General features: G+C 69.5%; 8 protein-coding genes and 1 pseudogene. 5 read left to right on the forward strand and 4 right to left on the reverse strand.

The window, feature by feature from the left end:
* Positions 1-61: 61 nt before the first annotated feature.
* On the forward strand, positions 62-2,611 hold the full coding sequence (locus ACJEIK_RS16110) for an alpha/beta hydrolase fold domain-containing protein (protein ID WP_409429976.1): 2,550 nt from the start codon (positions 62-64) through the stop codon (positions 2,609-2,611).
* Here the strand turns inward: ACJEIK_RS16110 and aspS are convergent.
* Complete coding sequence (aspS, locus tag ACJEIK_RS16115) at positions 2,576-4,351, reverse strand: aspartate--tRNA ligase (protein ID WP_409431712.1); 1,776 nt, start codon at positions 4,349-4,351, stop codon at positions 2,576-2,578. The genes ACJEIK_RS16110 and aspS overlap by 36 nt on opposite strands.
* Positions 4,352-4,414: 63 nt before the next feature.
* Here aspS and ACJEIK_RS16120 point away from each other — a divergent pair, with 63 nt between their 5' ends.
* On the forward strand, positions 4,415-5,296 hold the full coding sequence (locus ACJEIK_RS16120; protein ID WP_409429977.1) for an oxidoreductase: 882 nt from the start codon (positions 4,415-4,417) through the stop codon (positions 5,294-5,296).
* Here the strand turns inward: ACJEIK_RS16120 and ACJEIK_RS16125 are convergent.
* Positions 5,293-7,917 (reverse strand): LuxR C-terminal-related transcriptional regulator, encoded by a 2,625-nt coding sequence (locus tag ACJEIK_RS16125; RefSeq protein WP_409429978.1) that lies wholly within the window; start codon positions 7,915-7,917, stop codon positions 5,293-5,295. The two genes, ACJEIK_RS16120 and ACJEIK_RS16125, sit on opposite strands and share 4 nt — an antisense overlap.
* A gap of 231 nt (positions 7,918-8,148) precedes the next feature.
* Here ACJEIK_RS16125 and ACJEIK_RS16130 point away from each other — a divergent pair, with 231 nt between their 5' ends.
* On the forward strand, positions 8,149-9,276 hold the full coding sequence (locus tag ACJEIK_RS16130) for a DUF3060 domain-containing protein (protein ID WP_409429979.1): 1,128 nt from the start codon (positions 8,149-8,151) through the stop codon (positions 9,274-9,276).
* Here the strand turns inward: ACJEIK_RS16130 and ACJEIK_RS16135 are convergent.
* A pseudogene (locus ACJEIK_RS16135) lies at positions 9,276-9,929 on the reverse strand (phosphoribosyltransferase); the annotation flags it as partial. The gene ACJEIK_RS16130 and the pseudogene ACJEIK_RS16135 sit on opposite strands and share 1 nt — an antisense overlap.
* Positions 9,930-10,004: 75 nt before the next feature.
* On the opposite strand from ACJEIK_RS16135, the gene ACJEIK_RS16140 reads away from it, so the two are divergent.
* Positions 10,005-10,469 carry an MPT63 family protein gene (locus ACJEIK_RS16140; protein WP_061004480.1) on the forward strand — a complete coding sequence of 155 codons (465 nt, stop codon included), beginning with the start codon at positions 10,005-10,007 and terminating at the stop codon, positions 10,467-10,469.
* Between the two features lie 33 nt (positions 10,470-10,502).
* Positions 10,503-11,003, forward strand: coding sequence for an SRPBCC family protein (locus ACJEIK_RS16145; RefSeq protein WP_064858192.1), 501 nt, complete (start codon positions 10,503-10,505; stop codon positions 11,001-11,003).
* On the opposite strand, the gene ACJEIK_RS16150 is transcribed toward ACJEIK_RS16145, so the two are convergent.
* The gene (locus tag ACJEIK_RS16150) at positions 10,991-12,481 is read right to left on the reverse strand and encodes a carboxylesterase/lipase family protein (RefSeq protein ID WP_409429980.1); all 1,491 of its coding nucleotides are present in this window, start codon (positions 12,479-12,481) and stop codon (positions 10,991-10,993) included. The genes ACJEIK_RS16145 and ACJEIK_RS16150 overlap by 13 nt on opposite strands.
* Positions 12,482-12,536 lie beyond the last annotated feature (55 nt).

Genomic DNA, 12,536 nt, shown 5'->3' on the forward strand with positions numbered 1-12,536 from the left:
TAAACCGGCCCAAATGTTCCCGTCACGGCGCGATACTTGCCTGATATTGACGGAGGTGCCGATGACGCCAGATGCGGACGCAGTTGTGGTCGGAGCCGGTTTCGCCGGCCTGTACCTGGTGCACCGGCTCAGGGAACACGGCTTCTCGGTCCGCGTCTTCGAAGCCGCCGACGACGTCGGGGGCACCTGGTACTGGAACCGCTACCCCGGCGCGCGCGTCGACATCCCCAGCCTCGACTACATGTTCAGCTTTGATCCGGACTGGCACCGCGACTGGCAATGGTCGGAGAAGTACGCCATCCAGCCGGAGATCCTGGGGTACCTGAACCATGTCGCCGACAAGTTCGACCTGCGCCGCGACATCACGTTCGGCACGCGCGTCACCAGCGCGCACTGGACCGACGGCGGCTGGCGCGTCCGCACCGACCACGGCGACGACGTCACGTGCCGTCATCTGGTGCTGGCCACCGGCTGCCTCTCGATCCCCAAGGAGCCCGACATCGCGGGCATCGAAACCTTCACGGGCGAAAGGTATTACACCAATCGCTGGCCCCACGAACCGGTCGACTTCACCGGTAAGCGCGTCGGGGTGGTCGGCACCGGGTCGTCGGGTATCCAGTCGATTCCGCTGATCGCCGCGCAGGCGGCGCAGCTGACCGTCTTCCAGCGCACGCCGTGTTTCTCCATCCCCGCACACAACGGGCCGGTGTCGGAGGAGAAGCAGGCCGCGCTGGCCGACGAGCCCGCGTACCGGGCGGCGGCGCGCGCGTCGTTCGGCGGCGTGCCCCAGGAACGCACACTGATCCCGACATTCGCGGTGCCCGAGGCCTACCGTCAGCAGCGGTACGAACGCGCCTGGGAGATCGGCGAACTCCTCGAAACGCTCAACATGTTCTCGGACCTGATGAGCAACCCGGCCGCCAACGAGTCGTTCGCCGACTTCGTCCGCGACAAGATCCGCGCCGCGGTGCATGATCCACAGACCGCGGACCTGTTGTGTCCCAAGGATTATCCGGTCGGCGCCAAACGGCTGTGCCTCGACACCGACTACTACGCCACGTTCAACCAACCCCACGTGCGGCTGGTCGACCTGCGGACCCAGCCGCTGGTCGGCGTCACCGCGAGCGGCGTCGAGACCGTGGGTGAATCGTTCGACTTCGACGCGCTGGTGTTCGCGACCGGGTTCGACGCCATCACCGGTGCGGTGACGGCCATCGACATCGTCGGACGCGACGGGCTCGCACTGAAAGACAAATGGGCACAAGGGCCGTCGACCTACCTCGGCCTCACCACCACCGGATTCCCGAACCTGTTCCTCATCACCGGACCGGGCAGTCCGTCGGTGCTCTCCAACATGGCGGTGTCCATCGAGCAGCACGTCGAACTCGTCACCGACACGATGGCATATCTGCGCGAGCACGGCTTCGACACCATCGAGCCGACGCCGACGGCCGAGGCCGGCTGGATGCAGCACGTCGCCGATGCCGGCGCCATCACCATGTTCCCGCAAGCCAATTCGTGGTACGTCGGCGCCAACATCCCCGGCAAGCCCCGCGTCTTCATGCCCTACGCGGCCGGCGTCGACTTCTACAGTGCGGCCTGCGCGGACGTCGTCGGCCGGGACTACCTGGGCTTCAAACTGTCCGGACCGGCCGGTGCGCAGTGCCACGACGGCGTCGTCCGGCGGCTGCAACCGGACGTGCAGTCGGTGCTCGACATGGTGGCGGCGCTGAATCCGCCGCCGCTGGAATCACTTCCGGTCGACGTGGCGCGCGCCGCCATGGTCGAGGCCAATGCCACCCGACCGCCGGGGCCGGATGTCGGCGAGGTCATCGACGGCCGATTCCCCGGCGCCGCAGGCGAACTCGAGTACCGGCTGTACCGCCCGGCGACGCCGCGGCCGCACCCGGTGATCGTCTACTTTCACGGCGGCGGCTGGGTGCTGGGCGACGCGACGTCCGACGATCCGCTGTGCCGCGACCTGTGCGTGCGGGCCGACGCGGTGGTCTTCTCGATGAATTACCGGCACGCGCCCGAGCATCCGTTCCCCGCGGCCTTCGACGACGGCGTCGCCGCGCTGCAGTGGGTGGCCGACAACGCCGCCGCGCTCGGCGGCCTCCCCGACCGGCTGGCCGTCGCCGGCTGGAGCGCGGGCGGCAACATCGCCGCGACCGTGTGCCAGTGGGCGCGCGACCACGGCGGCCCGCGCATCGGCGGGCAGCTCCTGCTCACGCCGGTGACCGACGCGCGGCCGTATCCGTCGTATCAGGAGAACGCCGACGGCTACGGACTGACCGCTCCGCTCATGCAGTGGTTCGCCGACCTCTACGCCGGTCCCGCCGACGATCAGCGGCGGTCACCGTTGCGCGGCGACCTCGCCGGCCTGCCCCCGGCGATGGTGGTGACGTGTGAGTTCGACCCGCTGCGCGACGAAGGCAACGCCTACGCCGCCGCGCTGGCCGCAGCAGGCGTGCCCACCGAGCACATCCAGGCCCGCGGCCACACGCACCTGTCGACGACGATGGTCGACCTCGTCGTGTCCGGGGCGCCGATCCGGGCGCAGATGGCCGAGGCCTTACGCGCCTTTTTCGGGCTTGAAGTCGATACCTGACTCCTTGCGCTGCTGCGCCGTGATCGGCGCCGGGGCGTCGGTCAGCGGGTCGACGCCGCCGCCGGACTTCGGGAACGCGATGACGTCGCGAATCGAGTCCACCCCGGCCAGCAGCGCGGTGATGCGGTCCCAGCCGAAGGCCAGACCGCCATGGGGCGGCGCGCCAAAGGTGAAGGCGTCCAACAGGAATCCGAACTTGTCCTGCGCCTCGGCTTCGTCGATACCCATCATCGCGAACACCCGCTCCTGGACGTCGCGACGGTGGATACGGATCGAGCCGCCGCCGATCTCGTTGCCGTTGCAGACGATGTCGTAGGCGTCTGCCATCGCCGAACCCGGGTCGGTGTCGAACGTCGCGATCGAGTCGGGCTGCGGCGCCGTGAACGCGTGGTGCACCGCGGTCCAGGCACCCGAACCGACGGCGACGTCGCCCGATGCGGTGGCCGCGTCGGCGGATTCGAACAGCGGCCAGTCGACCACCCAGGTGAAGGCCCAGGCGTTCGGATCGATCAGGTCGAGGCGCTTGGCGATCTCGATGCGCGTCGCGCCCAGCAGGGCACGGGCGCCCTTGGCCGGACCGGCCGCGAAGAAGATGCAGTCCCCCACCTGCGCGCCGACGTGCGCGGCGAGACCGGCCCGCTCGTCGTCGGTGAGGTTCTTGGCCACCGGGCCGCCCAGCTCGCCGTCCTCGCCGACGAGCACGTAGGCCAGGCCCTTGTGGCCGCGCTGCTTGGCGAACTCCTGCCAGCCGTCGAGGGTGCGGCGCGGCTGCGACGCCCCACCCGGCATGACGACCGCGCCGACGTACGGCGCCTGGAACACCCGGAACGGGGTGTTCTTGAAGTAGTCGGTGCACTCGACGAGCTCGACGGCGAAGCGCAGGTCCGGCTTGTCCGAACCGAAGCGGCGCATGGCCTCGTCGTAGCTGATGCGCGGCAGCGGCAACGGCAGCTCGACGCCGATCAGCTGCCACAGCGCCGCCAGCACCTCTTCCGCGACGCCCATGACGTCGTCGGCGTTGACGAAGCTCATCTCGAGGTCCAGCTGCGTGAACTCGGGCTGCCGGTCGGCGCGGAAATCCTCGTCGCGGTAGCAGCGCGCGATCTGGTAGTAACGCTCCATGCCCGCCACCATGAGCAGCTGCTTGAACAGCTGCGGGCTCTGCGGCAGCGCGTAGAACGAGCCGGGCTGCAGGCGCGCGGGCACCAGGAAGTCGCGCGCGCCCTCGGGGGTCGACCGGGTCATGGTCGGCGTCTCGATCTCGACGAAGTCGTGCTTGTCCAGCACGGCGCGGGCCGCGGCGTTGACCTTGGAGCGCAACCGGATCGCGTTGCCCGGGCCTTCCCGGCGCAGGTCCAGATAGCGGTACTTCAGACGGGCTTCCTCGCCCGGGGCCTCGTCGAGCTGGAACGGCAGCGGCGCGCTCTCGGACAGCACCTCCAGCGTCTTCGCGTTGACCTCGATGTCGCCCGTGGCGATGTCCTTGTTGGCGTTGCCGTCCGGCCGCACCTCGACGACGCCCGTGACCAGGACACAGAACTCGGCGCGCAGTCGGTGCGCCTGCTCCAGCACGGCGGCGTCGCGGAACACCACCTGGGAGACCCCGGAGGCGTCACGCAGATCGATGAAGATGACGCCGCCGTGGTCGCGCCGGCGCGCCACCCATCCGGCGAGGGTCACCGTCTGACCGGCATCGGTGGACCGCAACGAACCGGCGGCGTGGCTGCGCAACACGAAAATCTCCTCTGACGTCTGAATCGACCGCTAAGTCTAAGGGGAGCCTCGACCGGTATTTTGGCGACAGTGAGCTTTGCCCTCGTGGGACCGGGTGCCATCGGATCAACTATCGCCGCGCTGCTGTACGCCGCGGGCCATGAGGTGCTGCTGTGCGGGCGGACGCCGCGCGAGGCGATCGAGGTTCGGGTGGACGGCCGCGCGCCCATCGTCGTGCCCGGCCCGGTGCACACCGATCCCGACACCGTCGCCGGACCGGTCGACGTGGTGCTGCTGGCGGTGAAGGACACCCAGTACGCCGCGTCCGCGTCGTGGCTGGCCCGTTTGTGTGGTCCGAACACCGTGGTCTGTGCGCTGCAGAACGGTGTCGAGCAGGCGGACCGGCTGCGGCCCTACTGCCCCGAATCGGCCGTCGTACCCGCGGCGATCTGGATCGCCGCGGAGACCCGCCCCGAGGGCTGGGTGCAGGTGCTGAGCGCCCCGCGGCTGGTGCTGCCCGACAACGCGGCCGCGGCCCGTCTGGCGGCCGCGATGGCGGGCAGTGGGATCGCCGTCGAGCTGGACCCGGACTTCCTGAGCGCGGCATGGCGGAAGCTGTTGGTCAACGCCGTAGTGGGATTCATGGTGCTGTCCGGCCGGCGCTCCGGGATGTTCCGGCGCGACGATGTCGCCGCCCTGGCCCGCAGGTATCTGGCCGAGTGTCTCGCGGTCGCGCGGGCCGAGGGCGCGACGCTGCCCGACGGCGTCGTCGACGAGATCGCCGACATGCTGAAGCAGGCGCCCACGGACATGGCGACGTCGATGCTGATCGACCGCGAAGCGCACCGCCCGCTGGAATGGGACATCCGCAACGGCGTCATCCAGCGCAAGGGCGCCGCGCACGGCGTCCCCACCCCGATCAGTGACGTCCTGGTGCCGCTGCTCGCCGCGGCCGGCGACGGACCGGGTTAGCGCCGGCCGAAGACGAGCTCGACCAATTGGTCGCGGCTGTTGACGCCGACGCGCTGACACGCCCGGAAGATGTGCCCCTCCACAGAGCGACGGGACATCCCGAGTCGCTCTGCGATGGCGGTGTTGCTCAACCCCTTGGCCGCCAACGCGACGATCTCGCGTTGCCGGACGGTGATCGCCAGCGGGGTGGCCGCGGCGCGCAGCGCCGGGGTATCGGCTCCACCGCATTCGGCCGCCAGCCGGGCGGCAGTGCTTGCCGCGCCGAGTCCCGACCCGCGCAGTCCGGCCTGTTGGTACACGGCCGCGGCCTGCGCGGCGGCATCGGCGGCCGCCACCCGGTCGCCGAAGTACTCGTAGTGTTTGGCCGCCGCCACCAGGCCGTCGCCGTCGGCTGCGGCGAGCGCGACGGCGTGCGCCGCGGCGGCCGCCGCGCGCGGCCCCCGCACCGTTAGCGCGAGCTCGGCGAGCCTGGGCGCCGTGGTGCGATCGCCGAACTGAGTGGCCGTCTGCAGCAGCATGACCTCCCAGCCCAGCCGGCCGAGCTGACGCTCCCGCGCCGCGGCCGTCCGGGCTATCGAAATCGCCTCGGACACAGCGCCTTCCGCGGCGCACACCCAGGCGTGAGCGAGGGTGCGGTCTGGGTCGCGGGCACAGGCGTCCGGGTCGGCCTGCCACCACGGCGTGGCGGCGAACTCGCGGCGCGCGTCGTCGGCGCGGCCCGACATCGCGTCGGCACTGACGAGCCACAGTCGAGCCAGCATCTTGCGCATACTGCCGCTGTCCCGGGCGCTGAAGTCGGCGAGCGATTCCAGGCACAGTCGGTGCGCGTCGGCCAGCGCGCCCCGGCTGATGGCCGACAGCCCCGCCACGAACGCGTGCCACGATTCGGCCACCTGCCACAACCCCTCGATCGGGACGTCGACGGTGTCGCGGCGGATACGCGCGATGGTCACGTCGGCCTGGTCGAGAGTGCCGGCCAGCCGATGCATGTGCAGGTGCAGAAAGGCCAGCGGTAGGCGCAGGTGCGATACCTCCGGACTGCTGTCGGCCAGCCGGTAGCCGGCCTCCGCGACGGCTTCGACCTCGTCGATGCGGCCCAGCTCCCCCAGACTGCTCACCAGCGCCCACGTCGAGAGCATCCGTGCGACGGGTTCGGCGGCCGGATCGTCGACAACTCTGCGCGCCTGCTCGATGGCGGCCGCCGACCGGCCGCGCGCGACGTCGATCGACGCGCGCAACGCCAGTGCCGTCGCCGCGACCGTGGCGTCGCCGGCCGGTATCTCGCTGTCGAGTTCGGCTTCGGCACGGGCCGTGTGGCCCAGGATCACCGCGAAGTTCAGGGCGCGCAGCAACGCGACCTGCACCCGCAGCGGGCCCGAGGTGTCGGCGGCGAGCCGGGCGAAGATGACCTCGGCCTCCTCGCCACGCTCCTGCCAGATCAGCGCCAGCGACAGCGCGATGTCGGCTTCCAGGCCGCCACCTGCCGCCACCGCCCGCTCGGCCAGCGACTCCGCCAGCCGCATGTCCGTCAATTGGATCGCCGCCGACGTCGCCGCATTCAGGATCGGCGGGTCGGGGTCGAGATCGGAGTTGAGCGTCAGCACCGCGCGGCGGACCAGATCACGCGGATCGGTGGCGGGACGCGCGATCAGCGCGGCGGCGATCTGCCCGTGCAGCCGACGCATCCGCAGCGAGTCGGTACGCCGCACCTCACCGAGCATCGGATGGGCCAGCCGCACCGACGGCGGCGTCGCGCTGCCGTCGATGCGGATCAGCCCGAGCGCTTCCGTCTCGGTGATGGCTTCGGAATCCGTGACCGCTGCCAGGGTCTCGATGTCGAGTGGTTCGGTGACCGCGAGGGCATCGAGCACATTGCGCGCCGCCGCCGGAATCTGGCCGATCCGAGTGGTGAGCAGTTCAGCGAGCGTGGGTGTCAGTCGTGGCTGGCCCTGCCACATCCACACCCCGGATTGCTGCGTCAACCGGCCGGCGCTCACCTCGGTGTCCAACAGGTGGCGCAGATACAGGACGTTGCCCTGCGTGTACTGCCACAGCTGTTGCACACACCGTGAATGCACCGGCCCGCCCAGGATGCGTTCGACCAGTTTCGCGATGACCGACGAGGAAAGTGGTTGCAGTTCAATGCGTTCCAGTACGTCGTCTTTCCAGATCGCGGTGATGGCGTCGGGCGCCGGTTCACCCGATCGCAGCGTCAGCACGACGGTCGCCAGCTTGCGCGAGACGAGCTGGTACACGGCAAAGGCCGACAGGTCATCCAGGAGGTGCGCATCATCGACCCCGACGACCACCGCGCCCGTCGGCGCGGCGCCGATGACTCCATCGATCACCTCCCGCACCCGCCGCAGTGGATCGGGACCGAAATCACTGGCGATGTCCGCGAACGCACCCAACGGGATGCTGCGGGCCGACGCGGTGCCGGCGATCCACCGCGACCGCCCCGGCGGCCGGCAGGCCGTGATGACCTCACGCGCGAGGCGGGTCTTACCGACGCCGGCGGCGCCCGACAACACGATGCCGCGGGCCCGGTCCGGGCGTCTGATGGCAGTCTCGATCGCGCGCAGTTCATCGGCTCGACCGTGCAGGGGCCACTCGTGGAGCACTGACCGATCACCCCCGGACCACAGCAAACTCACACCATTTGCGTCAAATGCTGCCAGGTTCGCCGACGGCAAACAATAGCTGGGCTAGATGATTGGGGTATGGCCTTACCCCAGTCCCGGGCGGCCGGCCGCCTTACCTTCTGATCACCGGCGCGAGTGCCGGCACTGGGCGGAGGCGGAGGGCGAATCCTGGGACATGCCAACCACATCGGGCGGATCGGGGCGCTTGCGGTGGCACTGGGCGTAGGACTGGTCGCCGCACCCGGCGTGGCCTCGGCCAAGCCGGCTCCGTCTTCGCCGACATCGGATGGGCCGGGCACCACCGCGCCCACCGCTCCAGGCCAGAACCTGGCCGTGGCGACCAACGGCACCACCCGGGTCCAGCGGGGCGACGCCACCGCGACCTCCGATGGCAAAGGCTCGGTGGCCATCGCCCGCGGATCCGACGCGACGGCGATCTCCTCGGGTGGCCAGGGCTCACTGGCCATCGCCCGCGGCGACGGCGCCACCGCCATCATCAACACGCGCGCATGCGAAACCTGCCTGGCCGGCGGAGGAAACAAGGTCACCGCCAGCGGCACCGGAGCCACGGCCACCGCAAGCGGATCGGGGAACCGCGTCCTTGCCTCCGGCGCCGGCAGTACGGCCACCGTCACCGGAGTTGACAACACGGTCACGGCCTCCGGTTCCGGCAGCGCGGCCACCGTCAGCGGGTCCGACAACACGGTCGACGCCACTGGCCTGGACAGCACCGTCTCACTGATCGGATCCGACAACACCGTGGCCGCGACCGGGGCCCGCAATGTCGTCGTCGTGCGGGGTTCGGACAACGACGTCACCAGCAGCGGCAGCACGAACACCGGCACCGTCACCGTGCGAGTCACCGGCGACCACAACGACGTATCGACCGACGGCGTCGACAGTGGCGCCTCGGTCAGCGGCGACAGTAACGATGTGGCGACGGTTGGCCCCCACAGCTCTGCCTACGTGGCCGGCGACAGCAACACGGCAAGCGCCATCGGCGACCACACCACCGCTTGGATCGAGGGAGATCACAGCACTGCCGACGCCCTCGGCGACTTCAGCAGCGCGCAGGTCTACGGCGACGGCAGCTCCGCCAAGGCCGGCTTGACATCGACAGATTCCGGAAACAGCGTGCAGGTGAACGGGAACAACAGCGCGGCAGAGGCCGGAAACGGTTCGTACAACGATGTCGACGTGAACGGGAACGACAGCACCGCCGCGGCGTTCGGCACGTCCAACACGGTGAGTGCCGAAGGTCCGGACAGCCACGCCGTCGCCATCGGCTCGGGCAAAACCGTCGAGTCCGGGCCAGGCGAAACCGTCGTCAATCCCTAGCTCAGCAGCCGGCGTACCTCGGCGTCGCTGACCTGATCGAAATCACGGTACGACTCCCCCACCGCCGCAAAGGGCGTCGGCATATCGGCACACACCACGTCGTCCGCGATTCCCATGAGCTGGCGGCACGCCGCCTCGCTGCCGACGGGCACCGCCACCACCAGCGTCCGCGGCCCGCGGTCGCGCACCACTTCGGCGGCGACGCGCATGCTGGCGCCGGTGGCCATGCCGTCGTCGACGAGGATCACGGTGCGCCCCTTGACGTTCGGCGGCGGCCGCCCCTGCCGGTAATCGGTTTCGCGGCGCTGCAGCTCGCGGCCCTCGGCCGCTGCGACCTCAGACAGCGTCTCCTCGGAAATCTGCAGTGGCCCAACCACATCCGCATTGACGACGACGTGACCGCCGCCGCCGATCGCGCCCATCGCGTACTCCTCGTGGCCGGGGACGCCCAACTTGCGGATGATCAACGCGTCCAGCGGCGCGTCGAGCGCGCCGGCGATCTCCCGGGCGACGGGCACACCGCCACGGGCCAGACCGAGCACGACGACATCGCGCCTGCCGCGGTACGCCGTCAGCAGGCCGGCCAATACGCGTCCCGCTTCTGAACGATCACGAAAGACGCGCCTCGATGCATGGTGTCGCGTAGTCCCGATCCTATTCCCATCAGCGCTTTTGAGTGGTAATCCGTAATTGACAGGTCAGATGAAAACCGTTTCGAGGAGGCAGAAGTGAAGGTCACCGGAGCAGCTGTTGCGGTTCTCTCGGTCATCGGCATCGCCAGCGCGCCGATCGCGTCGGCCGGCTATCCACTCGTCGGCAAGCTGGGTAGCGCCATGACCATGACGGACAGCGTCGGCCAGGTCCAGCTGAGCTGGCAGGTTTCCGACCTCAAGCCGAGCTCCGACGTCATGCCCGGCTACCGGGTCGCCGGCAAGCTCTGGGAGGCCACCGCCACCGTCCGGGCACTGAGCGGCCCGGTCACCCCGGGCATTTCACAGTTCAACGCCGTCGCACCGAACCAGGCTGCGTACCGCGTGCTGTGGATGGTCGCGAGCCCCGTCAACATCAGCGGCGGCACCATTCCGCAAGGCGGGCAATCGACAGGAAAGATCCACTTCGACGTCACCGGACCCGCCCCCACGACGGTGACAATGAACAACGGTATGGAAGACCTGATGGTCTGGACTCCGTGATCCAGTAGACACTCTGTTCTAGGGTGTCTACTCATGAAGACCTACCAGTGCGAGCCCGTCGGCGTCGACTTCATCGACAGCGCACCGTTCCGCTTCGTCAGCAAAGTCGATCTGGCGATCAAGCCGGAGCAGTTGTTCGAAGTCTTCTCGGATGAGACGTCCTGGCCGCGCTGGGCGACGCTGATCACCAACGTGGAGTGGACGAGCCCGAAACCGTACGGCGTCGGCACCACCCGCACGGTGACCATGCGCGGCCACATCGTCGGCGACGAGGAGTTCATCGGCTGGGAACCGTTCTCCTACATGGCGTTCCGGTTCAACACCAGCACCTCGAACATGCTGTCGGCATTCGCCGAGGGCTACACCGTCGAGGAAACCGCCGACGGTTGTCACCTGACGTGGGTCATGGCGATGAAGCCCAAGGGCCTCGCCGGCGAGCTGGGCATGCGGGCCGGCGGCCCGATGATGGGCTGGCTGTTCCAGCGGTTCCTGCACAACCTGCGCCGCTACTGCGACGAGCGCTACGGGGCGTAGAGCCCTTCCCAGACCTCACGGCGGGCCTGGTCCGGGTCGTCGATGGTCTCGTCGCGCATCGAGCCGATGACCCGCGTGGCCCGGCGGTCGGTGTCGTAGGTCGGCCAATTGGCCAGCGCCGCGGTCGCGAAATCCAGCCAGGTGCGCTGCATACGCCGGCCGACCGACGGCTGCACCTGACGCCCGAGCGGATGCAGCATGCGGCCGAGGTATGAGCCGTAGCTGTGCTGGATGTGCACGATCTCGCTGCCGTGCGTGGCGCCGAGGCCCAGCACCTTCAGCGTCCAGGTCGTGTGGTCGAACCGGTAGGCGTGCGTCGGCGCGTGGCCGCTGTAGGCGTCCGCGAAGGCCCACGTCGGGGCGCCAAACATGACGTCGGAGCCGATCGCGATCAGCGCCCGGCGCCGCGGGTAGCTCGGATAGGCCTGCAGCACAGCATCTTTGGCGTCGGGTGCGATACGCGCGAAGTAGTCGTCGACCATGGGCACGGTGGTGGGCAGCATCGGCGGCCTGCCCCAGGCGAACATCGACGCCTCGCGGCTGTTGGTGCCGACGATCAACGGCACCTTGGCCACGGCCCCGGCCCGGGCGGCGAGCACCGGATGCGCGGGCAGCAGGTCGACGCCGTACGTCAGCCCGTACGCCAGCTTGGGACTGCTGGCCGCGCTCTCCCCCTGCAACTGACCGGCGGCGCGGCGCAGCTGGCGCTGTGGCAGTGCGACGATCTCGTCGATGGGGACGTCCAACCGGCGCACGAACTCGTGCGCCTGGCGGGCCCGGGTCTCACGGTCGGCGATGAGCGGAAGCGCCGGGCTCTGCGCGATGGCCCGGCCGAACAGTCCGTCGGCCGCAGGACTTGCCAGCAGCGCCAGCACCGACGTCGCGCCGGCGGACTCACCGAAGACGGTGACCTGCTCTGGGTCACCGCCGAACGCGGCGATGTTGTCGCGCACCCACTGCAGTGCCGCGATCTGGTCCCGCAGACACAGGTTGTCGTCGAATCCCGGGCCGAGGTCGCCGAGTTCGAAACCGCCGAAGACGCCGAGCCGATAGGTGACGTTGACGACCACGACGTTGCCGTTGGCCGCGAGCCGGGACCCGTTGTACAGCTGCAACTGACCGGCGCCGAACACGAAGGCGCCGCCGGGAATCCACACCATCACCGGCAGTGCGCCCGTCACATCGGGTGACCACACCGTCACGGTGAGGCAGGCCTCGTCGCGCATCTTGGGGTCGTCGCGGCCGCCGCCGACGAACGACTTGCCCTGCGGCGGGATGGGTCCGTGATCGATGGCGTCGCGAATGCCGGACCATGGGACCAGCGGCTGCGGTGCGCGGAACCGCAACGGCCCGACGGGCTGCTCGGCGTAACCGACGCCACGCCAGACGTGCACACTGCCCTCGGTGGTGCCTCTGAGGGCGCCGGCGACGGTGTGAACGATGGTCGAACGGTCGATGGTTTCGGGCTGGACGGCCACACCGGAAATCCTAGTGTGGAAAGCTGACATCCAGTCGTATTCGAGGCCCGGACGG

The organism is Mycobacterium sp. SMC-16, assembly GCF_046250085.1.
GTDB lineage: Bacteria > Actinomycetota > Actinomycetes > Mycobacteriales > Mycobacteriaceae > Mycobacterium > Mycobacterium phocaicum.